Source organism: Paraburkholderia sp., assembly GCF_035501035.1.
Classification (GTDB): Bacteria; Pseudomonadota; Gammaproteobacteria; order Burkholderiales; family Burkholderiaceae; genus Paraburkholderia.
In genome coordinates this window covers 48,187-71,997 of sequence record NZ_DATJWR010000325.1, presented here as the reverse complement: position 1 = coordinate 71,997, position 23,811 = coordinate 48,187, and the positions used below count along the sequence as shown (strand labels likewise).

Here is a 23,811-nt window from a genome sequence, read left to right as displayed (position 1 = left end):
ATAGAGGCCGAGGCAGGTGTCGGGGCCGCACCCTGCACGCCGCACGCCGTAATGTATCGAGCGCCAGCGCCTTCGTTAGAAAAAGTGTCGCAGGCCGACATCGGCGCCAACGGTCGTACCCTCTGCGCCATACAGTGCGCCGTTGATGCCAAGACCCGTGTCCATCTGGCCGTTGTTGTGGACGACCGCGGCCTGCGCATAGACCGCCGTCGCCTTCGACAGATAGTATTGCGCGCCGATCGCCCCCAATACCGAATTGTTGCTGGTCTCGTTGCGATCGCTCGTAAACCACACGCCGCCGTTCAATATGAATGCGGGCGTCACGGCGTAGAGGAGGCCGCCTGCGAACACGTTGCTATTGAAGCTCCCGGCCACCTTGTAGTTCGTGAACGAGGCTTTCGCAGTGACGGCCCCGAAGTGGTACGAAGCGCCCAGCGTGCGTCCGATGAACTCGATAGTGGACGGAACAGGCGTGGACGCCGTGCCCCCGCTATTGCCGTCGTACAGCGCCGCGTTGATCGCGAGGCCACCGTGCTCGTACTTCAAGCCAATCGAATATTGGCGCCCAGCCTGGAAATCGCCCGGCGTTCCGCCGAGCGCCAGCATGGCCTGACCGGTGAACCCTGCCAACTCCGGCGTCGTGTACGACACGGCGTTCGAATTGAACAAGCCCGTTGCCAGGACGTTGTCCACATAGATGATCGCGCCGCTGCCGAAGTCGGAGAATCCGCGCGGGTCTGCCTCTTCGACGGCATAGAGGAACGGCGAATACTGCAGACCTGCTTTGACCTCACCGAAATTGCCCGCAAGCGAAATCCACGCCTGGCGGCCAAAGAAGTTGCCGTTGGAGTCGTTCAGCCCGCCATTGGCCACGCTGATTCCACTTTCGAGCGTGAAATTGGCGTGCACGCCGCCGCCAAGGTCTTCCGAGCCGCGCAGGCCGAATCGTGAGGAATTCCAGCCGCTGTCGACCAGCGAGAACTGCTTGCCAGCATTCCCGCCATCCTCGCCGAGCGACCGGTTGGTGTACAGGAGTGCCGCATCGGCTGCGCCGTAAAGCGTAACGCTGCTTTGTGCCTGAGCAACGCTGCATGCGGAGAGCAGCGCCACGATCGCTGCCTGGTGTGCAATTGCGATTCTCATCTTCTTCATAGTCTCAGCCACCAAATGTAAACTGATTAGCATGACAAAGTAATTGTCATGAAAGCGCGGACGAAAATCTGTCATCCACGCTGTCCGCTTACACGCTCAACGACCGGCAACAGTGCGGGCGTAGGCCTTCTTCGTAATCACCAGCAGCAGCACCGCGCCCAGCGCAAAAAGTGCCGAGAACACGTACAGGCCCGTGGCCATGCTGCCCGTGGTCGTCTTGAGCTGGCCGATCGCGAAGGGGCTCACGAAGCCGCCGAGCAGGCCGATACTGCTGATGAGCGCGATGCCGCTCGCCGCGCCTCGCGTGCCTGAAAGATAAGCCGAAGGAATCGACCAGAAGAGCGGTACGGTCGAGAAAATACCGGCAGCAGCGAAGCACAGCAGCACGAACGAGAGCCCCACGTGCGACGACGCCATCGGCACGACCGCCAGTGCCGCCGCACCCACGAGCGCGGGGATGGCGGTGTGCCAGCGCCGCTCGCCAACACGGTCGGAACTTGCCGCGCAGGCGAACATCGCCAGTGCGGCCGCCACGTTCGGAATGGCCGAGTAGAGCCCCACGCGAGCGAGATCGGTCACGCCCAGTCCCTTGATGAGGGTCGGCAGCCAGAACGGGATCACCGCAATCGCGCAGATGAACGAGAAGTACACCGCTGCGAACGCATACACCCGGGGGTCTTTCATGACGTCGCGCAGCGATCCCGCTACGCTCGCGTGCCCCTGTGCCTCCAGCTCCTGTGCGACGAGCGCCTTTTGACGGGGCGTCAGCCAGCGGGCCGAGTGCGGCCCTTCAGGCAGGGCGAACAGGATCACGAAGCCCAGCGCGACGCTTGGCAGTCCTTCGAGCAGGAACATCCATTGCCAGCCGGCAAGACCGCCCACGGCATCCATATTCTTGAGAATCCAGCCGGACACCGGGTTGCCTATTACACCGGCCAGGACCAGCGCGGAAGAAATGGCCGCCAATGCTCTCGCGCGCCGAGCCGCCGGATACCACAGTGTCAGGTAGTACACGACGCCCGGAAAGAAACCCGCCTCGAACATGCCCAATAAAAAGCGCAGCGCGTAGAAGGCGGGAACCGAGTCGACGATCATGGTCGCCGCCGAAACGATCCCCCAGCCGATCGTGATCCGCGCCAGCGTGCGACGCACACCGATGCGGTTCATCAGCAGGCTGCTGGGCACTTCGAACATGAAGTACGCGATGAAGAAAATTCCCGCACCCGCGCCGTAGACGACGTCGCTAAAGCCCAGCGCGGATTTCATCTGAAGGTGGGCGATGCCGATGTTGATCCGGTCGATATTCGCGAAGATGTACGCCGCGAACAGCAGCGGCAACAGCCGCCATCGGATCCTCGAATACGCTTCTTCGACCTCGCCGCTGGCGAGATCCAGCCGCTCCCTCACGGCTTCCGTCTCGGTGGATGCGTTCATGTCTTGTCTCCTGTTTCTATTATTCAAGGTGCGACGCATGCGGCACCCAGCCGGCGTCGCGACCGCAAGCACGGCGTCAAATCACCCCGCGCTCACGAAGCTGCGCGAGGCGCCGCGCGTCAACGCCGAATTCCTCATGCAGCACGCGCTCCGTATGCTCGCCTAGCATGGGAGGCGCGCGATGCGTGACCGGCGTGCGCGAGAAACGCAGCGGGCTGCGCAGGCCGGGCACCTCCACGCCGCGGCTGTGCTCGAGCGCCAGCGCCAATTCGCGGTGACGCGCTTGCGGATCGTCGAACACTTCCGCGATCGTGTTGATCGGACCGCTCGGCACGCCGGCGTCATTCAGTTCGTCAACGAGCGCTTCGCGCGAGCGTCCGGCGATATGCGGTGCAAGCAACGTCCGCAGTGCGCTGCGGTTCGCCACGCGCAGTGCGTTGGTACGAAAGCGGGCATCCTCCATCAGCGCTTCGCAGCCCAGTACCCGGCACAGTGCCTCGAACTGGCCGTTGTTGCCCGCCGCGAAGATCAGGCTGCCATCGACGCAACTGAACACTTCGGATGGCGAAGCAATGGGGTTGGTGTTGCCGGCACGCGCGGGCAGCTTCGCGCTCATCAGCCAGCCCAGCGCGAGATGGCCGTTCAGCGCGAGCGACGCGTCGAGCATCGCCGCATCGAGGTATTGGCCTTCGCCGGTACGCAGCCGATGAAACAGCGCACCGAGAACGCCGATCGCCGCGTAGAGGCCGGTCACGACGTCGGTAATAGGAATGGCCGTGCGCATCGGGCCGCCGCCGGGTTCGCCGTCGGCGTGTCCGCACGTGCTCATCACGCCGGCCATGCCCTGCAAAATGAAGTCATACGCGGGACGGTGCGCGTAGGGACCGCTTTGCCCGAACCCGGTCACCGAGCAATACACGATGTCGGGCCGCAGTTCGCGGATCGACTCGTAGTCGAGCTGGTAGCGCGCGAGCGAGCCGACCTTGTAGTTTTCGATGACCACGTCGCAGCGCGCCGCCAGTTCGCGGGCGAGCTGCGCGCCCTCTGGTGTCGAGATGTCGAGCGTGATCGATTGCTTGTTGCGGTTGTACGCGAGGTACAACGCGGAGTCGTTGCTATCGGCGCCCGTTTTCGGGTCCGCGAGGAAAGGCCCCATGCGCCGCGTATCGTCGCCCTCTCCCGGCCGCTCGATCTTGTAGACGGTCGCTCCCATGTCCGCGAGTGCCTGCGTGCACAACGGGCCTGCTATCACCCGGGTCAAGTCCAGCACCTTGATGCCATTCAATATGCCACTCATCGTCACCTCAATCGATTGTCGGCCTGCACCGCGCGTGCAGGCGAAACTTCACGGTAAGTCGGCGCAACAGCGCTGCATTCGAGGCGCCGCGTGATCTGGTCAGTTGTCGCCCAGGTGTGGAGAACCCCTTGGCGGCGCTTGAGGGAATGAAGGTTTCATGTCGTCTCCAATATTGTTGGTGTGATCGTTTTGCTCAGGCTTCGTGTGACACGAGGCCTGACGCAACCCAGTCGCGGGGAATCTTGACCGGGTAATCCAGCAGCATTTGCGCGTAGGACTTGCCGAGTGGATCCGAGCGCAAGCTGCATACGCCACCGCCGCCCAACGCGGCATGCAGCACGAAGTTGAGCGCGCCGAGACCCGGCACGTCGAAGCGTTCGACCGCGCCATCAACGAGGTGGGCGAAGTACGTCCGCACGCTTTCGCTGGTGAGCTGCTTGCGCAGAACCGGCAGAAACTCGGCGCGTCTCGCGATCACGGCAATGTTCTCGTCGTCGCCTTTGTCGCCGCTGCGCGCCCAGGCGAGGGCCACGAGCGGCACGTCGACCGTATCGACGGCGAGTTCGCTGGTCTCCTCCCGTGCTTCGGGCAAATGCAACGATGCCGCGGGCACGGGCGCGAATCCCGGTGCATCGTGCACGGGTTCGTCGTGGTCGTTCAGCGCCACGCGCATGGGCACCGCGTGCTTCGGCACGAGGAACGAAAACACCTTCACGACCGGCTGTATCTCCGAGCGCCCCGAGAATGACGAACGCGTGCCTGGGCCCATCGAGGTGCCAGCGGACGCGCATTCACGTTGCAGGAAGGCCAATGCTTTCGCATCCGGATGCCGCACGGCAATGCGCAGGACTACTTCGCGTGTGGCGGCGATTGCGCGCGAGCGTTGTTGCGGCGGATAGAGCGAGTCGCAGCCCAGCAGCTCAACGCATGTCTCCGAGTAGTCGCAGTAGCCACGCTGCTGCATGAGCGCGCGCGTACGCTGCAGCAAGGCTTCCGCAGTGCGCGTCGCTTTGGCCGCGGCGTCGATGCCGCGTATCGCCATCATCACCTGCAACTGGTAGCCATCGCGATGCGTGCCGTTGGCCTTGTACGTCGCGGTGGGCGGCCGCCCTCGCGCGCCGCTCACGTGAACCGTCTCCTGCGTTGCTCGGGCGACGCGAACCCCGCGGAAGTCGCAGGTGACATCGGGCATCAGATAGTTCGCGGGGTCGCCCACTTCGTAGAGGATCTGCTCCGCCACCGCGCCCGGATGGATCAGCCCGCCGGTGCCGGCCGGCTTGGACAGGGTGAGGCTGCCGTCCTGCGCGACGTCGATCACGGGGTAGCCGATATTGGCCCAATCCGGCACGCTCTGCCAGTCGGTGAAGAGGCCACCTGTCGCCTGCGCACCGCATTCGATCAAGTGCCCGGCAAGCGTGCCCGCCGCGAGCCGGTCCCAGTCGTCCCACCGCCAGCCGAACTCGTGCGCGAGCACGCCGACCACCACGGCGCTATCGACACAGCGGCCCGTGATCACGATGTCCGCGCCGAGCGCGAGGGCCTGCGCAATGCCACGTGCGCCGACGTATGCGTTGACCGAGAGTGGATCGGCGGGCAGTTGCGCGCCGGTCTGCAAGTCGCGCAGCGCTTGCACGCGCAGCGTGTCGAACGCGGGCAGGATATCGTCGCCCGTCACCACGGCAATGCGCGGGTCGAGCCCTTGTTCGCGCGCCACGGCCAGCAACGCGGCGCGGCATGCATGCGGATTGAGACCGCCCGCGTTTGCGATCACCCGCACGCCCTGACGGCAAATCTGCGCGAGGTTGGGCGCCATCGCGGCATGCACGAAGTCGGTTGCGTAGCCGAGCGAGGGGTCCTTCGCACGCGCGCGCGAGAGAATCGCCATCGTGGTTTCGGCGAGGTAGTCGTAGACGAGGTACTGCAGCCCCGGAACCGCCAGCAATTGAGGCGTGGCGATGGCGGAGTCGCCCCAGAAGCCGCTCGCGCCGCCAATACGGATCGTCTTGCTCATGCGGCGGCCTCGATGCGGATCAGCAGCGCGCCCTTGTCCGCCTGGCCGCCGGCCTGCGCCCAGACTTCGGCAACCGTGCCGCCAATGGGCGCGACCAGCGTGTATTCCATCTTCATCGCTTCGAGCGCGAGCAGGCGTTGGCCCGCCTCCACTCGGTCGCCTTCGCGCACGGCGAGTTCAAGGATCCTTCCGGTCATCGGCGCCGTCACCGATCCGCCGCCCTCCTCGTCGAGCCGGCTCTTGCGCGCGCTGATCTGCTCGAAGGTCCAGGCCTCTCCCGCGTGGAATACATACAAGGTGTCGGACTGCGTGGCAACGGTGACCGTCTCGCGCATGCCGTCGCATTCGACAGTGAGGCGTGCACGGTCCGCTTCGGCCCATTGCGCACCGCGCATGATGAACTGATTCGATTCGTCATCCAAACCATTGCTTACTTCTGGGCATTCGCTGCGCAGCGAGACACGCCAGTCGCGTCCAGCCGCGCTCAGCGTCGCTTGCCAGCGTGCAGCACCGCTGCCGAGTACCACGCTACTCGCCGCCTTCCCGAGCGGCGCCGGCGCAATCGAGAGCGTGTCGTGCGGCTGCGGCGTGCGCAACGCGATCGCCGCGAATGCGGCATAGGCGAGCGTGCGCCCGTCGGGCAGCGCGCGCGCTGCAGGGTGCGCGCCGAATCGCTCCGCCACGAAGCCCGTGTGAACCGCACTGCCTTCGGCAAAGACCGGATCGGCAAGACAGTCGGCCAGAAAGCCCTGATTCGTGGGCAACCCGAGCAGCACGCATTGCTGCACGGCATGCCGCAGCTTGCGCCGCGCCTCGTCGCGCGTCGCGCCGTGCGCGATCAGCTTCGCGACCATCGAATCGTAGTGAGCGGAGACCGCGCCGCCCTCGGCAAGGCCATGATCGACACGCACGCCGCACTCCGGCGCCGGCGGCTGCCAGCGCAGCACCGGGCCGGTCTGCGGCAGGAAGCCTGCCGGTACGTCCTCGGCGGTCAGGCGCACTTCGATGGCGTGCCCGCTCAGCCGTAGGTCCTCTTGCTGCAGGGTCAAACGCTCTCCCGCGGCCACGCGCAGTTGCCATTCGACCAGATCGATGCCCGCCACCGCCTCCGTCACCGCGTGCTCCACTTGCAGACGCGTGTTCATTTCCATGAAATAGAAACGGCCGTCGCGATCGAGCAGGAATTCGAGTGTGCCAACGCCAACGTACCCAATCGCGCGCGCGCTGCGCACGGCCGCGTCGCCCATGCGTTCGCGCAGCGCCGCATCGACGGCGGGTGACGGCGCCTCTTCGATTACCTTCTGATGGCGCCGCTGCACCGAACAGTCGCGTTCGCCGAGATGAATGACGTTGCCGTAGCTGTCGGCCAGCACTTGAATTTCGATGTGCCGCGGCGCGATCACGGCGCGCTCGAGTATCAGCTCGTCGCTGCCGAACGCGCTCGCGGCCTCCGCCCGCGCCGAGTTCAGCGCCTGTTCGAGCGACGCTTCGTCGCCTACGAGCCGCATGCCGCGTCCGCCGCCTCCTGCCGCGGCCTTCACCATCACCGGATAACCGATCTGCGCAGCGGCACGCGCAAGCGCGGCAAGACTCTGGTCGCGACCCTGGTAGCCTGGGATGCAAGGCGTATCGGCGGCACGCATCAGATCCTTCGCGCGCGCCTTGTTGCCCATCTCACGAATCGCCATGCCAGAGGGACCGACGAAGACGAGACCGGCCTCGTCGACGGCATCGGCAAAATCTTCGTTCTCGGCCAGGAACCCGTAGCCTGGGTGAATCGCATCGGCACCGCTCTGGCGAGCCGCTTCGAGCAGCGCGTCGATGTTCAGGTAGGACTCGCGCGGCGCCGCGCCGCCGATATGCACCGCACAGTCCGCGAAACTGGAGTGAGGGCTGTCGCGATCCGCATCCGAATACACCGCGACGGTGCGATAGCCCATGCGTCGCGCGGTGCGCATCACACGAATCGCTATTTCTCCCCGGTTCGCCACGAGCAGCGTGTGAAACGGCCTGACTTGCTTCGTGATGCTCATGCCTCGTTTTCCTCCTCGCTCGTTGCGGGTGTGCGTGCCCGCCGAACGTCATCCGCCGTGAAACGGCGGCTCCAAGCCGAAGGACGCTTCTCCCGAAACGCGGCGATGCCCTCCGCACCTTCGTTGCGCATGCAACCTGCGAACAGTAGCGAGGCCTCGTCGAGCAGCGCGTCGTTCGCTTCGCTCGTGTTGTCGCCGCAGCGTTGCACCAGCGGCTTGAGCATGCGGTTTGCGTGAGGCGCGCAAGCGCAGATTCGTGTGAGCCACTGCGCGACGAGTTCGTCGAGCGCTTCGCTGCCAGCGGCCAGTTCGTCGACCATGCGCAGCCTCAGCGCCGTTTCGCCGCTGATCCGCTCGCCGCTCAGGCCGAGTCGGCTCGCTCCCTGAACGCCGAGGCGCGCGACGACCCAGGGAGCGATCTGCGCGGGAATGATCCCGAGCGACGTTTCGCTGAGCGCGAAGCGCGCATCGACGGTTGCGAGCACAACGTCCGCCGCGCACGCGAGGCCCATGCCGCCGCCCATCGCCGCCCCTTCGACTGCGGCGATCACCGGTACGGGCAACGCGCTCACGCGCTGCATGAAGCGGCCGAATTCGCGGTTGCGCGCGGCGAGCGGATCGTCGCCGGCAACATCGGCATCGAGCCGCGCCTGAAAGCTGCCCACGCTGCCGCCGGCACAGAACACCCCGCCATTGCCGCGCAGCACGACTGCCCGCACGGACTCGTCGCGCGCCGCCAGCGTCACGGCTTGATCGAGGCACGCCACCACCTCCGGCGCCAGCGCGTTACGCGTGTCGGGACGGTCCAACGTGACGAACAGGACGTCTCGAAGCCGCCGCACGAGCACCGCATCGGTGCTCCCATCGTTTTTGCGTTCGCTTTCGTGTTTGATTTCGGAATTCATCGGCTGTCTCATGCTTGCATGTTCATCAGGCCCATCTGACGCGCGATGACCATCAGCATCACTTCGTCGGCCCCGCCACCAATGGAGCCCAGGCGGTAGTCGCGGTACGCGCGCGACACGGGGTTGTCCCACGTGTAGCCCATGCCGCCCTGGAACTGCATGCACCAGTCGGCGATTTCGCGCGACAGACGTCCTGCCTTGAGCTTCGCCATCGACGCCAGCTCCACGACGTCACCGCCTGCCACATAGGTCTGCGTGGCCATGTAGACGAGCGCGCGAAGCGCTTCGAGTTCGGTCTTGAGTTCGGCGAGCTTGTACTGGATGAACTGGTTGTCGAGCAGCGGCTTGCCGAACGCCTGGCGTTGACGCAGATAGTTCGCGGTATCTTCGATCAGCGAGAGCGCGGCGAGGCGCCGCGCGGCGCCATCAAGGCGCTCTTCCTGGAACTGCTTCATCTGGTAGATGAAGCCCATGCCCTCCTCGCCGATGCGATTGCGCACCGGCACACGCACCTCGTCGAAAAAGATCTGCGCGGTATCGGATGACCACATGCCGAACTTGCGGATCTTCTGGACTTCCACGCCGCGCGTGCGTTTGCCGGCCTCTTTCAACGGCACGACGATGAGCGACTTGTTGCGATGAACGGGGCCTTCGGAGGTATTGCACAGCAGACAGATCCAGTCGGCCTGCGTGCCGTTGGTGATCCACATTTTCGAGCCGCTGATCACGTAATCGTCGCCGTCGCGGCGCGCACGCGTCTTGAGCGAAGCGACATCCGAGCCCGCCCCCTGCTCGGACACGCCAATCGACGCCACCATCTCGCCCGCGATGGCCGGTGCCAGGAACTCGCGGCGCAATGCGTCGGAGCCGAACGCGGCCAGCGCCGGCGTCGCCATATTGCTCTGCACGCCAACGCCCATCGCCACGCCCTGGGCACGGCAGTAGCCCATGCTCTCCGCAGCGGCGAGCGCAAACGAGAAGTCGAGCCCCAACCCGCCGTAGGCTTCCGGCTTGGTGATGCCGAGATAACCTAGCGCACCCATCTTGCGAAACAGCTCGCGAGCGGGAAAGACTTCGGCCGCTTCCCATTCGTCGACGAACGGATCGATTTCGGTCGCAATGAAGCGCCGGATACTGTTCATCATCTCGCGATGTTCACCGGTGTACAGCATGTCTGCCTCCTGATTAGTTGTATTGGCAACCGTCTCGACAATTAGAAGCGCGCGACGCCGAACTGCACGCGCCTCGGCTCGCGCCGCTTCGCCTCGCGCGTGGTTGCCAGCACGAACGCAAGTACGGCTCGCGTCTCGCGCGGATCGATCACCCCATCGTCGAGCAGGTGACCGCTGGTGTAGAAAGCGCTGGCCTGGCGCTCGAAGTTCGCGACGATCTCCGCCTTCTGCTCGGCGAGCCGCGCTTCGTCGAGGGGCTTGCCTTTGCGCTCGGCCTGCTGCCGCGCGACGATCTCGAGCGTCGTCGCCGCCTGCTCGCCGCCCATCACCGCCGTGCGCGCGTTGGGCCAGGAGAAGCAGAAACGCGGTTCGAAGGCGCGCCCGCACATGCCATAGTTGCCCGCGCCGAACGAAGCGCCACAGTAGATCGTGAAGAGCGGCACGTCTGCATTCGAAAGCGCCTGGATCAGCTTGGACCCGTGCTTGATCATGCCGGCCTCTTCGGATGCGCGGCCGACGATGAAACCCGTGGTGTTCTGCAGGAACACGATCGGCGTGCCCGACTGATTGCACAACTGGATGAACTGCGCGGCCTTGGTGGCGCCCGCCGGATCGATCGGACCGTTGTTGGTCACGAAGCCCACGGTGTGGCCTTCGATCTTGCCGTGACCGCACACGGTCGCCGCACCGTAGTCCGGCTTGAAGTCCATCCATTGCGAACCGTCCACGAGGCGCGCGATGATTTCCCGCATCTCCACCGGCTTGCGATGCTCGAGCACCATGACCCCGGCCAGTTCGTCGGGATCGGACGCGGGCGCCTGCACGGCGGCAGCGGGCGCTTCGCGATCCCACGGCAGCGTCGCGACGATATCGCGCGCGATTTCGATCGCGTGCGCGTCGTCTTCGGCCACGTATTCGGCAAGGCCACTCACCGTGGCGTGCATGTCCGTGCCGCCAAGCGCCTCGTCGCTCGCGATCTCGCCCGTTGCCGCCTTCAGCAGCGGCGGCCCGGCGAGAAACGCCTTCGCGCGGCCGCGCACCATGACGACGTAGTCGGAAAGCCCGGGCATGTAGGCCCCGCCCGCCGTCGAAGAGCCATGAACCACGGTGATGACCGGCAACCCGGCGGCGGAGAGGCGCGCGAGGTTGTAGAACATGCCGCCGCCGCGAATGAACTTTTCCACGCGGTATTTGCGCAGGTTCGAACCAGCCGACTCGACCAGATGAACGAAAGGCAGCTTGTTCTGCAGGGCGATTTCCTGGCAGCGCATGAGCTTCTGGTTCCCTGCCTCGGTCAGCGCGCCGGCATCGATACCCGAATCGGTTGCCACGACCATGCAGCGCACACCGCTCACGAAGCCGATGCCGGCAATCTGCGAGCCACCCGGAACACATGCTTCGGTGTCCGGATCATCCATGCCGTATCCGGCAAGATTGCACAGCGGCAGGAACGGACGGCCCGGATCGAGCAGACGGCTCACGCGCTCGCGCGGCAACAGTGCGCCGTGCCGCGCAAAAGCGGCCGCGGCCTGCGAGGAGAGGTCGGCCGCCCGCTGCTCGAGCGTGCGCAACTGGTCGACCAGCGCCAGCATGCCCGCGCGCTGCGACTGGTATGCCTCTGAAAGGACATGGATACGTGATTTGAAAGGGGCCATATTTCAGGAAGTGCGTTGCACAGTGGGTCCGGTTGCTTGCTCGTATTGCAAATGACACTCGATGCATGCACAACGACAAACACGACGAATGTTCACAATGTGCACGTAGCGTTTTCACCCACTGCTATACTCGCCAGCGTCCGCAACGCAGCCGTCCTGGCAAAGTCTGAACCCGCCATGCCCAATTCTCATGGTCCCCGCGGCCCCCGCGCCCCCCGCAGCGAGCCTGCCGTGCGCGGCGCGCAGAGCATCGAGCGCGCGACACAATTGCTGCGAATACTTGCGCGACATCATGTGAGCGGCGTGTCACTGCAAACGATGGCGGACATGACCGGGCTTGATCGAACCACGACCTACCGCATCGCCACGGCGTTGGTCGATACCGGCCTCGCGGCGCGCAATCAGGAGACGAAGCTCTATTGCCTCGGTGTGGAGAGCATGGCGTTGGGCACGGCGTCGATGCAGGCGCCCCCGCTCGTGGAGCTGTGCCACCCGCTGATGAAGCAGCTCGCGCGCCAAACCGGCGAGCACGTATTTCTGGTGGTGCGCTCGGGCGACTACAGCCATTGCCTTCACGTCGAGGAAGGCGATACGCCGGCGCGCGAGTTCGCGAGAAACAAGAACCGCATGCGGCTGCTCGGCATGGGCATACCCAGCATTGCGCTGCTTGCCGAACTTCCCGACGAAGAAATCAGCGCCCATTACGCGCGCCACGCGACCGAGTACGGTCACCGCAATCTCGACGACGCCCGCTTGCGCCGCTGGGTTCGGCAAACGCGGGAGCTGGGTTACGCGCAGGTCGCCGCGCAAGGACTCTGCGGGGTGGGTGTCAGCTTTTCGATGGGTTCCTTCGCGACGGCGGCGATCGGTATCGTCACGGTGGCTTCGAAGATGCCGCGCGGGCGCGGCGCCGCGCTCGTCGCGCTCGTGCGCGAACAACTCGAAAGCGTCGTACGCCCCGCGCGATCCGGTGCGCCATCGAAATAGCCGGCGCGATTGAGCGTTCCTGCACGAATACGCAGCCTGTTATACGCTTGCGAAGGTCCGCCGCCTGTGCGCGGCGCGCACGCAAGTTCTCTGCTTCATTCGCCTTTTCGCCAGGAGCAACAGTAATGGATTACGTCAGGTTCGGCTCGACAGGGCTACAGGTCTCGCGTCTTTGCCTCGGTTGCATGACCTATGGGGTGCCCGAGCGCGGCGCGCACCCGTGGACGCTCGGCGAGGACGCCAGCCGCCCACTCCTCCGCCAGGCGCTCGACGCCGGCATCAACTTCTTCGATACCGCGAACATCTATTCGGACGGCACCTCGGAAGAGATCGTCGGGCGGGCGATGCGCGACTTCGTGAAGCGCGACGACATCGTGCTCGCGACCAAGGTCTACAACCGCATGCGGCCCGGCCCGAACGGTCAGGGCCTCTCGCGCAAGGCCATCCTCACGGAAATCGACCATAGCCTGAAACGCCTCGGCACGGATTACGTCGATCTCTATCAAATTCACCGCTGGGACTACAACACGCCCATCGAAGAAACGATGGAAGCGCTGCACGACGTCGTGAAGGCCGGCAAGGCACGCTATATCGGCGCTTCGTCCATGCACGCGTGGCAGTTCAGCAAGGCGATCTACACCGCGCGCCTGAACGGCTGGACGGAGTTCGTGAGCATGCAGGATCACGTCAACCTGCTGTATCGCGAGGAAGAACGCGAAATGCTGCCGCTGTGCGCCGATCAGGGCATTGCCGTGATGCCCTGGAGCCCGCTTGCGCGCGGCCGCCTCACGCGCGACTGGAACGAGACGAGCGAGCGCGAAGCGAGCGATACGTACGGCAAGACGCTCTACGGCGCCGATGCCGATCGCGCCATCATCGAGGCCGTCGCAACCATCGCCCGCGCCCGCAATGTGCCGCGCGCGCAGGTCGCGCTCGCCTGGCTGCTGCAAAAGCCGGCGATCACTTCGCCGATCATCGGTGCCTCGAAGCCGCAGCATCTCGAAGACGCCGTCGCGGCGCTCTCGCTAAAGCTCACCGCCGAAGAAGTGAAGGCGCTCGAAGCGCCCTACCTGCCGCACGCGGTCTCCGGGCATCAGTAAGCCGCCGGCAGACGCTCGCGCACGATACGCGCGAGCGTCTGCATGAGCGTGTCCGCAACATGCGGCGGCGTTTCCGCGTAGCCGAGCAGGAAGCCGCTGTAGCGCGCCGCGTCGGGCGCGTCGAGACAATACGCGCTCAATGGCGAGAGATGCAGGCCGTGCGCGCGCGCCGCATCGCTCACTTCCACATCGGCGATCGGCGCGTCGAGGCGCACGCTCAAATGCATGCCGCCTGCGTCCGCCGAAACCGTCATCACGCCGGCCAGATGTTTTTCGATTGCCGCGACGAGGCCATCGCGGCGCTCTTCGTAGAGCCGACGCATGCGCCGCAAATGGCGCGCATAGCGCCCGCTTTCGATGAAATCCGCCAGCGCCAGTTGCTCCGCCACCCGCCCCTGGCGCATGAGCGTGTGGTGCGCCTTCGCGAACTGCGGCGCCACACGCGAAGGCACGATCATGAAGGCGATGCGCAAGGCCGGAAACAGCGTCTTGCTGAAGGTGCCGAGGTAGATCACGGGTGCGTCGTCGGCGAGGCCCTGGATCGAGGGCAGCGGCGGGCCGTCGTGGCGCAGCTCGCTGTCGTAGTCGTCCTCGACGATCCACGCGCCGCATGCTCGCGCCTGCTCGATCAGTGCGAGCCGCCGTTCGAGGCTCAGCACGCAGCCGAGCGGATACTGATGCGAAGGCGTGAGATACACGAGGCGCGGCGGCCGTTCGCGCCAGTCCTCGGGGCGTGCCGCCATGCCCGCGGCATCCACGCTCATCGGCACGAGTTGCAGCCCCGCGGCGGCGAAAGCCACGCGCGCGCCGAGGTAGCCGGGGTTCTCGATCCACGCGCGCTCGCCCTCGTCCGCGAAGAGGCGCGCGCACAGGTCGAGGCTGGATTGCGTGCCGTCCGTGACGAACACCTGGTCCGCCTGGCAGCGCACGCCGCGCGAAACGCGGACGTATTGCGCAATGGCCTGGCGAAGCACGGGCATGCCTGAGCTGTCGCCATAGCCGAGGTCGTGCGCGCGCAGCTCGCGCAATGCGCGCTCCACCGCGCTGCGCCATTGCGCATACGGAAACGCGTCAAGCGCGGGGACGCCTGGGCGCAGCGCCCTCGCGCCATCATTGCTCGAGCGGCGCTGCGGCAATTCGCGCACGCGGCGCGAAAGCGCCGGCGCGGGTTCGTTGCACGGCGAGGTTGGCGCGGGCTTTGCCGCGCCGGCCGCATTGACGGCATTGACGACCGACCCGTGGCGCGTGGCGTTGATGAAGCCCTCCTCCACCAGCCGCTCGTACGCATAGAGCACCGAATTGCGCGCGATGCCGAGCTGCTCGGCGAGCGCGCGGCTCGACGCGAGGCGTGTGCCGCGGCTGATGTCGCCGTCGAGAATCGCACGGCGCAGGCTCTCGTAAAGCAGGTCCTGCTGCGTGAGCTTGCGCACGGCGCGCTTCGCATAGGCCGCCATCATCAACGCGTAGTCCAAACGGGTGGCTCCAACATTATCAGTTACGGTGGGACTAATAATGGTGCCACAGATCGCGTACGCTTGGGTGTTTCAAAAGGTACCGTGAGGAGAACGATCTTGACCGACACGACGATCCAGGTGCGCGCCGTCGCGCCCGACGATTTCGATGCATGGCTGCCGCTCTGGGACGGCTACAACCGCTTCTACGGGCGCTCCGGTCCTACTGCACTGCCCGAGCCCATCACGCGCACGACGTGGTCGCGCTTCTTCGACGGCTACGAGCCCATGCACGCGTTCATCGCCGTGCGCGGCGAACGCGTGCATGGCCTCGTGCACTTCATTTATCACCGCAACACGATCATGGAAGGGCCGATCTGCTATCTGCAGGATCTTTTCACCGTGGAAGACGCACGCGGCCAGGGCGTGGGCCGCGCGCTGATCGAGGCCGTGTATGCGCATGCGAAGGCCTCGAATTCGTCGCGTGTGTATTGGCACACGCACGAGACGAACCACACGGCCATGCGTCTTTACGACGACGTGGCTGTCAAGCCGGGGTTCGTCATGTACCGCAAGGACGTATAGGATATCTAATTAACGTCAGGCCAGATCCTTGACCAGCGAAGCGCGCACCTCGCCGTCGATGGTCTGCGTCGGCACGCGGTAGTTCGGGTGATCGCAACCTATCGCGAGCGCTGCGCCGTCGCGCAGCCGCGCTTTCATTTGCGGCGTGAGCTCGAAACGTACGAAGTGCACGGCCGAAGTCTTTTCGGCGTTATCGCGCTCGAGGTCTTCGTCGGCAATCGCGTAGACGGGCGGTTCCCCCTCCACCTGAACGAACACCTTGTCCTCGATGCCGATGAGCCGAGTGAGCGCCGCGCGCCGCTCGATCTCGCTCTCGTATTCGAGCTGCATGGTCGCCTTCAGGTTGCTGCCGTCGGGCACGAGCGGCAGATACGCGGCGAGTTCGCCCTGAATGCCGTCTTCGTCGAAGATCTTTTCGATGTGCAGCATCTCCTGGATCTGGTAGCGGATCGTGGCCTCGTCCTCGAACAGGAACGTGAGGTGATTGCCGAGCGAAACGGCGCGCTGCTTTTTGTGCTCGATGATGCGCTTGCGCATGTCGCCCCGCACCCTGGAGTAGGCTTCCAGCGTCAACAGCGAGTTTCTCGCGATCGTCATGAGTCGTGCCTCGTAAAGGAATCCTGATGATGGCCTCGCCTAGATGCCGTAGGCGCGGCGCAGCAAGGTGATGGGGTGAGCGAGCGGCGGCTCGCCCAGCTGGTTTTCCTCGATGCCCTGGGCAATGTGATGGCCGGCAAGCTGGCAGTCGGAGGAAATGACGTCCGGCTCGCCCTGGCCCATCTGCTTGAATACGGGCGTGCCGATCTTCATCGACATGGCGTGGAATTCCTTCTTCACGCCGAACGTGCCCGCGTGGCCGGAGCAACGTTCGACCACGGTGACCTTCGTGTCCGGCACGAGCGAGAGCAGGTCGAAGGTCTTGCGGCCAATGTTCTGCACGCGCGCATGACACGGCACGTGATACGACACCTTGCCGAGCGGCGCACGAAAATCGGTCTTGAGCAGGCCGTCGCGATGGCGCGCCACGAAATACTCGAACGGGTCCCAGAACGCCTCGCTCACGGCTTGTGTGTTGGCGTCGTCGGGGAACATCAGCGGCAATTCGTGCTTGTACATGAGCACGCAGCTCGGCACCGCGCCGATCAGCGCATAGCCTTCGCGCGCATAGCGTGCGAGCATTGGCATGTTCTGCGCCTGCTTGTGCGCGACGCCTTCCAGATTGCCCTGCTCCAGCAAAGGCATGCCGCAGCACCACTCGGCTTTCACGAGCACGTAGGGAATTTCGTTGTGGTCGAGCACCGCGAGCAGATCGTGCCCGATGCCCGGCTCATTGAAATTCACGTAACAGGTCGCGTAGATCGCGACCTTGCCCGGCGTGCGTTCGCCGTCGCGTACCTCGCTCGCCGCGGCACGCTTTGCGACGTTGCGGAACTTGTGCGCGGCGAAATCAGGCAGCCACGCCTTGCGATCGACGCCCAACATGTCTTCCATCGCGCCGCGCATCGCCTTCGTGTGATTGACGGCGTTGACCGTTTGCGTGACGACGGGAATGCCGGCGAGCTGGCCGAGCGCGTCGGTGTTCGAGAGCACGCGGTCGCGCAGCTTCACGTTGCCGTTGCGATACTGGACAGCCTTCGCGCGCAGCATCAGATGCGGAAAATCCACGTTCCACGGATGCGGCGGAACATAGGGACACTTCGTCATGTAGCAGAGGTCGCACAGATAGCACTGATCGACGACCTTGCCGTAAGACGCCTTGTCGACATCGTGCGCCTCGCCGGTGTCGGTTTCGTCGACGAGGTCGAACAGCGCGGGAAACGCGCCGCATAGCGACACGCAGCGCCGGCAGCCCGCGCAGATGTCGAATACGCGCGCGAGCTCCGTGTCGAGCTGGGCCTGGTCGTAGAACGCGTCGGAGCGCCAGTCGAGCGGATGGCGCGTAGGCGCTTCGAGACTGCCTTCCTTGTGGGGCATGACGTCTCCTTCTTTTATTTATCGTCCATACGTCGATACGCGCGCGGGCGCGCGCCGGATCGCGCCCGGCACGCGGAAAAAGACGCGCGCGTCACGTTCGCGTGCCATGCGTGCCAGGCACCGGGTTTTCCGGCATACGCACGCGGCACGCGGCGTCTCTTCAGTCCGCCAGCACTTCCAGCGCCTTCGTGTAGCGATTGGCGTGGCTGCGCTCGGCCTTGGCGAGCGTCTCGAACCAGTTCGCGATTTCGTCGAAACCTTCGTCGCGCGCGACCTTGGCCATGCCGGGGTACATATCGGTGTATTCGTGCGTTTCGCCTGCGATTGCCGCTTGCAGATTCTGGCGCGACGTGCCGAACGGCAGGCCGGTTGCCGGGTCGCCTACTGCTTCCAGATATTCGAGGTGGCCGTGCGCATGGCCGGTTTCGCCTTCGGCGGTCGAGCGAAACAGCGCTGCCACGTCGTTTTGTCCTTCTACATCGGCCTTGGCCGCGAAATACAGGTAACGGCGGTTGGCCTGCGATTCGCCGGCGAAAGCATCCTTGAGGTTCTGTTCCGTCTTCGAGCCCTTTAGCTGTGCCATCTGTGCCTCCATCGTTTCGACCTGATTGGTGGGGACGCGACGCAATTCGCCTACGTGCAGTGCAGCATGGGTGGGCGACTCCGCCGCACTATTAATCTAGGCTGCGGCCCTGGTGTTCCCAATTGTGATTTTCAATCCCGTCGATAGTGGCCATGTCTGCGAGGCCACAAGCAGGTCACAAGCGGGGTCAGGGCACGCACACATCGGCGCGCGTCGATTTGTCCTGCAGATCCGCTTGCGCGTGTGCGCACACGTCCTAGACTGATTAATTGCCGACGCGCCCAAAAATTTTTGCGGAGATGCCATGCGACTTACGATCCTGATCAACGGTTCCGATCCTACCGTCAATCATGACTATGCAGTGCTCTGGCTCGACACCGACCAGCAACGCTGGTCCCGCGAGTCTCACGAAGGGATCGACCTGCCAGAATGGGGTGAAATGCGCGACGTGAATGGTGTCACGTCGCTTTGCGCGCCGCTCGAGAACAAGCCGCTGTGCACGCTGCGTGGCCTGCATGTGAACCGCCGTCAGGAAATCAGTTCCGCACACGGCGACGCGACGTGGGCGTGCGAATCATCGCACGCGCATATGGAGGGCCAATGGCGCCTCCAGGCCGTGGACCGCCAGGTGGTCCGCGCCGAGCATTCAATTTTTGCAGGCTGAGTTGACGCTGACTTGGCCCTGAGTTGACCGATTGACTGCAGGCGGCTCATTTGCCGCCTCGCTTCTCGCGCCGCAACGCAACGCTGCCGCGCTCATTGCATCTGCTTCACATCGCGCTTCGCCCGCTCTTTCGACGGGCGCGCGTTTCTTTGCGTTCGCTTCGCCGTCGCGCTCCGGCAGCGTCATCGCGCCGGGCACCCATCCACCGCACCCACCACGCCGACCGCACCGAGAGCCGATGGCCGATGGCCGATGGCTGATGGCTGATGGCTGATGGCTGATGGCCGAAAGCCGATGGCCGCGCCGCATCGTGCCCGCTATACTTTCAGCCCGCCTGATCCTCCCCCAGTCCAGTCAGTCCTTTCGATGAAGAAGCTGTTTGCCTCGCTGATTTCCTCCCTGCTGCTCGCCGCCGCGAGTCATGCCTACGCCGCGCCGGACTGTTCGCAATTCGTCCCCGACGGCCAGTTCCCGACGCTCACGAATGCGCGCATGGCGCCGAAGACGCGCATGCTCTGCTATTCGGATTTCGTCGTCCTGCATTCGGGCATCACGCACGGCCCGCTGTGGTCGGCGGAGCATCTCACGCGCGATCACCTCGAAGCCGCAAAAGACATGACGCGCACGAACCGCTTCTTCGAGGACGACCGCCTGCCCGAGGGCGAAGGCGCGACGCTCGCCGACTACAAGCGCAGCGGTTTCGATCGCGGTCATATGAGCCCCGCCGGCAACCGCTGGAACGCGCAGGCCATGGCGGAATCGTTTTCACTCGCGAACGTGGTGCCCCAGAACCGCGAAAACAACCAGCGCCTGTGGTCGCACATCGAAAGCGCGGTGCGCAAGCTCGCAATGAAATATGGCGACGCCTATGTCGTGACCGGCCCGCTCTTTACCGGCGCGCAGTTGCAGACGATCGGCGCCACGCGCGTGCTCGTGCCCACACAGATCTTCAAGGTCGTGTATGTGCCTTCGCAGCAGCTCGCGTTCGCCATCGTCGCGGACAACACCGCCGTCGATCGCTACGACGTGCGTTCGGTGCGCGATCTCGAAGCGCAGAGCGGCATTGCGTTTCCGGGCATTCCGGCGAACGTGGCCGCCAAACAGAAGGTGTCGTTCAACGGCCACGGCTTCGCCGTGAGCAAGTGGGGCTGGTGAGCGTGCGACCGGCGCGCTAGATGTCGAGCCGCGAAACCTTCGAGCCCTCCAGCGAAACACCTGCCATGAGACCGGCGTTGGTCAGCACGAAGGCTTCGATGGGGTTGATCGCCGTCGTGGTGTCGATCTTGCCGTTGGCGCCCATTTTCACGAGCGCGACGGTAGCGTCCGCGCCCACGTTCCAGCCGCTGCTGCGCTTGAAGCGATCAAGCGAGGTGCGCGTCATAAACGCATAGACGACGGCCCGCGACTGCGCGCCGAACTGAGCCCCGAACGAGCCGCCCATGGTCGTGAAGTAGCCGAGCGTGTTGCCCTCCACGCGCAGCGCGCCGCGCCCATACTCGGCGCCTACCACGAAGCCCACGCCCGTCACATCCGGAAACACGAGCACGCCGCGCGCCTTGGCGACCAGTTCGCGCGAGCCCGGTATCGTGCGATAGAGGCGCGCGAGCACTTCGTCCACGCCCGCTTCGATCTCGCGGCGCGCGGCCGCGTGTTCGATGGCGGGGTCGGCGGTGGCGGAACCCGTGGTGGTGCAACCGGCCGTTGCAGCGAGCCAGCCGGCCACGGCCAGCGACCCGCCGGCGAGAAAATCCCTTTTTTTCATCTTGCTTCTGTTTCCATGATCATTGCGGCTGGCTGGCAACTACTGTTCCTTCGGCAATCGCGCGAGTGGATCGACAGGCTTGCCGTTCTCGCGCACTTCGAACACGAGCGAGGCGTTGCCGGCGCTGTCCGTGGCGCTCACCGCGATCGGCTGGCCCTGCTTCACCGTTTCGCCTTCCTTCACGAGCAACTTGCCGTTGCGCCCATAGACCGTGATCAGATGCGCATCGTGTCTCACGATGACGAGCCTGCCGTATGAGTTCATACCGCTTCCCGCATAGACCACGCGGCCCGACGCCGTCGCTTTCACCTGTTGCCCCGCCGGACCCGCGATCACGACGCCCTTCGACTTCGCCTTGAACGGCTGGCCGACCCTACCTTCGATCGGCCAGACAAAGCGGGCGTCGTGATGCGCAGCCGCGGGCTGCTGGGCAGCGGCTTTCGGAGCGGCAGATTTCGAGGTGCTCGTCGCCGATGGCGCGCTTGTGCCCGGCGCAGCGACGGTTGGGGCGGTTGGGGCAGTTGGGGCAGTTGGGGCAGTTGGGGCAGTTGGGGCCGTGGCTTGTGGCGGGGCGGGCGGGATCGCGGCGGCAGGCGCAGGCCCCTTCACGGGCGGCGCGACGCGCAGAAGCTGGCCCGCCTGGATCTTCCCGTCGGCGGGCAGCTTGTTCCAGCTCACGAGATCGGCGGCGCGTTGGCGATGCGACTTCGCGACCCGGTAAAGCGTGTCGCCTGGCTTCACGCGATAGAAGCCAGGCGGGGCGTCGGTCGCAGCCCCGGGCGCGGGCAACGTCGAGGCGGCGCCAGCTGGCGCCTGCGCCGCGCCGGCAGTGGCGCTCGCAGGCGCTGCCGGCTCCGCTTCGCCGGTTTCGGCGGTATGCCACGGCGTGATCGTGCAGGCGCCCAATGCGAGCGCAAGCGCCGCCCCGATTGCGAAGCGCCCAGCCGTGGCGCGGCGCGCGTCTCCCTGATACAGGCCGCGCATTGTCACGCTTGCAGACCGGCGTTGTCCGCCGCACCCGCGCTGCCCAGTTCATCTTGCGCAAGCGCCGCGAGCGCGCCGCCACCCTCGCAGCCCATCACGGCGGCCACCCCTTCCGCCAGCAGCGCCGCGCCGCGCCGCGTCCTTTTCTCCGCTTCCACCGCAGCGACCGCGCCTGCGATTTCGGCTACCTTATCCAGAATTTCCATCGATGATTCCTTGCTTGCCTTTAGAGACCATTGGCGCCGCGGGGCGCCGGTGCGTCATCATCGTCGGTTTGCCCGCGGGCGCCGCGGTTTCGCGCGAGCGATTTGACCTGTGTCAGCGTGCGCGCCACGCCAGTGCGCGGCTCTGACATTGGCATGACAAAACCATCGCAAATTGAGGCAGAAAAGAGGAATCGACCGGCAGGAATCGATGAAGCGGATTGCCTCGCGCGACGCGCGGCTCCCTATAATTCGGGCCGCACCATCGGGCACGTCAGGCTTTCGCCGCACGGCCCCCGTGACGCAGAAGGAGGATCAAAAGGTGTTCGACGCATACGCAAACGACGACGATGTCCTGAACGTGCAGGGCGACGCGCTCACGCTCACGAACGGCACGACACGCGTGACGATCGCAGGCACGCTCGAACTGACGCGCGACAAGCGCGGGCTCGCCGCCGCATTGGCGCTGAAGGCGGCGCTGGACGACGTCGTGAAGAAACTGCAGGCCGACCCGCACCTGCCCGCCAAAGTCGCCGACGAGCCGGACCAGAAGCCCGGCGTCGTCGACAATCCGTTCAATTGAACGAACTTGAGAACGAAGCGCGAAGCGCCAGCCTCAGAACGGCTTGCCTTCGCTCTCGCTCCACGCGCGCGGCATGAGCGTATTCGATGGCAGCGTTTCGTCGAGCAGCTTCTTTGCGCTCTGCGCGCCCGCGATCGGCAGGCCCGTGGGATCGATGGCGCCGATCTGCGCGAGCACCGAGGCCTGATCCCAGTAGATGTGCTCGTTGTAGAGCTTGTTGCCGCGAAAGCAGATCACGGCGAGCATGGGCACTTCGAAGTATTTGCCCGTGGGCGCCAAGCCCGGCAGCAGCCAGTCGATCTCGCGGTCGTGCGTGCAGCAGAAGATGAACTCGTCCACCACGCGGTCCGAACCGATCGTGCGCGAGATCGGAATCAGGCGCGTGTCTTCGGGGTTCGCGTGCACGAAGTGGTGCGTGTAGAAGCGCTTGAGTTCGTCGTGCCCCACGCCGCCCGTCATCGTCGGAATGTGGTTGACGTAGGGTTCGGCGACCATCGTCGGCATGACGTCGTCGGGATTGCGTGCCACGAACTCGTGGTAGCAGTGCTCCTCCCACAGCGCGTTGAAGTCGTAGATCGGGCCGAGCACGCGGCGCAGCATGGCGAGCGTGCGCGAATACGCCATCATCGTGGCGGGCTTGTCGTACTGAGGCCGCGCCGGCGAAGCGAATGCGTGGTCGCAGCCCGGGTACGTATAGAGCTCGATGCCCGGCTTGCCCGCGAGCGCCTGCGCGATGCGCTCGCGCGTGGCCGCATCGCAATACGCGTCGTCGGCGCCGAAGTGCAGCATGAGCGGGCACTGGATGCGCGAGGCTTCGTCCAGATGGTTCTCGAGCCCGACGGCGTAATAGCCGATCGCGCAGTCGACGTCAGTGCGCGTCGCGCTCAGGTAAGCGAGCTTGCCGCCGAGGCAGAAGCCCACCACCCCCACCTTGCCGCGATGCTGCGCATGCGCGCGCAGCGCCGCGAGCGTCTGCGCCACGTCCTGCATCGCCAGATCGACGTCGAAGCGCTCGTAGAGCGAGAACGCCTTCTGCGCGTCGTCGCCCTCGTAGCCGAGATCGACGTTCGGCTCGAGACGCCAGAACAGGTCCGGCACCATGACGACATAGCCTTCCTCGGCATAACGGTCGGCCAGCGCACGCATGTAGGCGTTGACGCCGAAGATCTCCTGCAGCAGCACGAGGCCGGGGCCGCTGCCCTCGGGCGGCAGCGCCGTGTAGGCACGGAATTCGCCGCCGTCGTGCGACTTCACCTGAGTCCATTGTCCGTTCATC

The 23,811-nt window shown here is 65.1% G+C and carries 22 protein-coding genes; 6 read left to right on the top strand and 16 right to left on the bottom strand.

What is annotated here, in order from left to right; all coding sequences use genetic code 11:
- Positions 1-75: 75 nt before the first annotated feature.
- The 8 genes from VMJ11_RS24240 to VMJ11_RS24205 form a co-directional block, all read right to left on the bottom strand.
- Positions 76-1,143 carry a porin gene (locus tag VMJ11_RS24240; RefSeq protein ID WP_325622526.1) on the bottom strand — a complete coding sequence of 356 codons (1,068 nt, stop codon included), beginning with the start codon at positions 1,141-1,143 and terminating at the stop codon, positions 76-78.
- Between the two features lie 105 nt (positions 1,144-1,248).
- Positions 1,249-2,586 (bottom strand): MFS transporter, encoded by a 1,338-nt coding sequence (locus tag VMJ11_RS24235; RefSeq protein WP_325622524.1) that lies wholly within the window; start codon positions 2,584-2,586, stop codon positions 1,249-1,251.
- A 76-nt stretch (positions 2,587-2,662) separates the two neighbouring features.
- Positions 2,663-3,883 (bottom strand): CoA transferase, encoded by a 1,221-nt coding sequence (locus tag VMJ11_RS24230; RefSeq protein WP_325622522.1) that lies wholly within the window; start codon positions 3,881-3,883, stop codon positions 2,663-2,665.
- Between the two features lie 193 nt (positions 3,884-4,076).
- Positions 4,077-5,894 (bottom strand): acyclic terpene utilization AtuA family protein, encoded by a 1,818-nt coding sequence (locus VMJ11_RS24225; protein WP_325622520.1) that lies wholly within the window; start codon positions 5,892-5,894, stop codon positions 4,077-4,079.
- On the bottom strand, positions 5,891-7,927 hold the full coding sequence (locus VMJ11_RS24220; protein ID WP_325622518.1) for an acetyl/propionyl/methylcrotonyl-CoA carboxylase subunit alpha: 2,037 nt from the start codon (positions 7,925-7,927) through the stop codon (positions 5,891-5,893). The genes VMJ11_RS24225 and VMJ11_RS24220 overlap by 4 nt, the downstream gene beginning before the upstream one ends.
- Positions 7,924-8,832 carry an enoyl-CoA hydratase/isomerase family protein gene (locus VMJ11_RS24215; RefSeq protein WP_325622516.1) on the bottom strand — a complete coding sequence of 303 codons (909 nt, stop codon included), beginning with the start codon at positions 8,830-8,832 and terminating at the stop codon, positions 7,924-7,926. The genes VMJ11_RS24220 and VMJ11_RS24215 overlap by 4 nt, the downstream gene beginning before the upstream one ends.
- Positions 8,833-8,840: 8 nt before the next feature.
- Positions 8,841-10,004, bottom strand: a complete 1,164-nt coding sequence (locus tag VMJ11_RS24210) for an acyl-CoA dehydrogenase family protein (protein WP_325622514.1) — start codon at positions 10,002-10,004, stop codon at positions 8,841-8,843.
- 41 nt (positions 10,005-10,045) lie between these two features.
- Positions 10,046-11,659 (bottom strand): acyl-CoA carboxylase subunit beta, encoded by a 1,614-nt coding sequence (locus VMJ11_RS24205; RefSeq protein ID WP_325622513.1) that lies wholly within the window; start codon positions 11,657-11,659, stop codon positions 10,046-10,048.
- 177 nt (positions 11,660-11,836) lie between these two features.
- Here VMJ11_RS24205 and VMJ11_RS24200 point away from each other — a divergent pair, with 177 nt between their 5' ends.
- Together VMJ11_RS24200 and VMJ11_RS24195 are read left to right on the top strand one after the other, a co-directional pair.
- Complete coding sequence (locus VMJ11_RS24200; RefSeq protein ID WP_325622511.1) at positions 11,837-12,646, top strand: IclR family transcriptional regulator; 810 nt, start codon at positions 11,837-11,839, stop codon at positions 12,644-12,646.
- Positions 12,647-12,771: 125 nt separating this feature from the next.
- Positions 12,772-13,746 carry an aldo/keto reductase gene (locus VMJ11_RS24195; protein ID WP_325622509.1) on the top strand — a complete coding sequence of 325 codons (975 nt, stop codon included), beginning with the start codon at positions 12,772-12,774 and terminating at the stop codon, positions 13,744-13,746.
- Here VMJ11_RS24195 and VMJ11_RS24190 read toward each other — a convergent pair.
- Entirely contained in the window at positions 13,740-15,218 is a 1,479-nt protein-coding gene (locus VMJ11_RS24190; protein ID WP_325622507.1) for a PLP-dependent aminotransferase family protein, read from the bottom strand. The genes VMJ11_RS24195 and VMJ11_RS24190 overlap by 7 nt on opposite strands.
- 99 nt (positions 15,219-15,317) lie before the next feature.
- Between VMJ11_RS24190 and VMJ11_RS24185 the strand changes: the two genes are divergently transcribed.
- Positions 15,318-15,782: a GNAT family N-acetyltransferase gene (locus tag VMJ11_RS24185; RefSeq protein WP_325622505.1), complete on the top strand. Its 465-nt coding sequence runs from the start codon at positions 15,318-15,320 to the stop codon at positions 15,780-15,782.
- Positions 15,783-15,797: 15 nt separating this feature from the next.
- Here VMJ11_RS24185 and VMJ11_RS24180 read toward each other — a convergent pair whose 3' ends face one another.
- The 3 genes from VMJ11_RS24180 to VMJ11_RS24170 form a co-directional block, all read right to left on the bottom strand.
- Positions 15,798-16,379: a DUF3501 family protein gene (locus VMJ11_RS24180; protein WP_325622503.1), complete on the bottom strand. Its 582-nt coding sequence runs from the start codon at positions 16,377-16,379 to the stop codon at positions 15,798-15,800.
- A gap of 39 nt (positions 16,380-16,418) precedes the next feature.
- Entirely contained in the window at positions 16,419-17,756 is a 1,338-nt protein-coding gene (locus tag VMJ11_RS24175) for a heterodisulfide reductase-related iron-sulfur binding cluster (protein WP_325622501.1), read from the bottom strand.
- Positions 17,757-17,916: 160 nt separating this feature from the next.
- On the bottom strand, positions 17,917-18,339 hold the full coding sequence (locus VMJ11_RS24170; RefSeq protein WP_325622500.1) for a rubrerythrin family protein: 423 nt from the start codon (positions 18,337-18,339) through the stop codon (positions 17,917-17,919).
- Positions 18,340-18,643: 304 nt separating this feature from the next.
- On the opposite strand from VMJ11_RS24170, the gene VMJ11_RS24165 reads away from it, so the two are divergent.
- Both VMJ11_RS24165 and VMJ11_RS24160 read left to right on the top strand, forming a co-directional pair.
- A complete protein-coding gene (locus tag VMJ11_RS24165) occupies positions 18,644-19,003 on the top strand; it encodes a DUF3564 domain-containing protein (RefSeq protein ID WP_325622499.1) in 360 nt (119 codons plus the stop codon).
- Positions 19,004-19,369: 366 nt separating this feature from the next.
- Positions 19,370-20,158 (top strand): DNA/RNA non-specific endonuclease, encoded by a 789-nt coding sequence (locus tag VMJ11_RS24160; protein ID WP_325622497.1) that lies wholly within the window; start codon positions 19,370-19,372, stop codon positions 20,156-20,158.
- A gap of 16 nt (positions 20,159-20,174) precedes the next feature.
- Here the strand turns inward: VMJ11_RS24160 and VMJ11_RS24155 are convergent, their stop codons facing one another.
- Genes VMJ11_RS24155 through VMJ11_RS24145 form a run of 3 tightly spaced genes read right to left on the bottom strand, consistent with a single transcriptional unit; the run spans position 20,175 to position 21,955 of the window.
- The gene (locus tag VMJ11_RS24155) at positions 20,175-20,765 is read right to left on the bottom strand and encodes a BPSL1445 family SYLF domain-containing lipoprotein (protein WP_325622495.1); all 591 of its coding nucleotides are present in this window, start codon (positions 20,763-20,765) and stop codon (positions 20,175-20,177) included.
- Positions 20,766-20,804: 39 nt separating this feature from the next.
- Entirely contained in the window at positions 20,805-21,749 is a 945-nt protein-coding gene (locus tag VMJ11_RS24150) for a LysM peptidoglycan-binding domain-containing M23 family metallopeptidase (protein WP_325622493.1), read from the bottom strand.
- Positions 21,750-21,751: 2 nt separating this feature from the next.
- Positions 21,752-21,955, bottom strand: coding sequence for a hypothetical protein (locus tag VMJ11_RS24145; protein ID WP_325622492.1), 204 nt, complete (start codon positions 21,953-21,955; stop codon positions 21,752-21,754).
- 319 nt (positions 21,956-22,274) lie between these two features.
- Between VMJ11_RS24145 and VMJ11_RS24140 the strand changes: the two genes are divergently transcribed.
- On the top strand, positions 22,275-22,535 hold the full coding sequence (locus VMJ11_RS24140) for a hypothetical protein (protein ID WP_325622490.1): 261 nt from the start codon (positions 22,275-22,277) through the stop codon (positions 22,533-22,535).
- Positions 22,536-22,568: 33 nt separating this feature from the next.
- On the opposite strand, the gene VMJ11_RS24135 is transcribed toward VMJ11_RS24140, so the two are convergent.
- Positions 22,569-23,810 carry a dienelactone hydrolase family protein gene (locus VMJ11_RS24135; RefSeq protein ID WP_325622488.1) on the bottom strand — a complete coding sequence of 414 codons (1,242 nt, stop codon included), beginning with the start codon at positions 23,808-23,810 and terminating at the stop codon, positions 22,569-22,571.
- Position 23,811 lies beyond the last annotated feature (1 nt).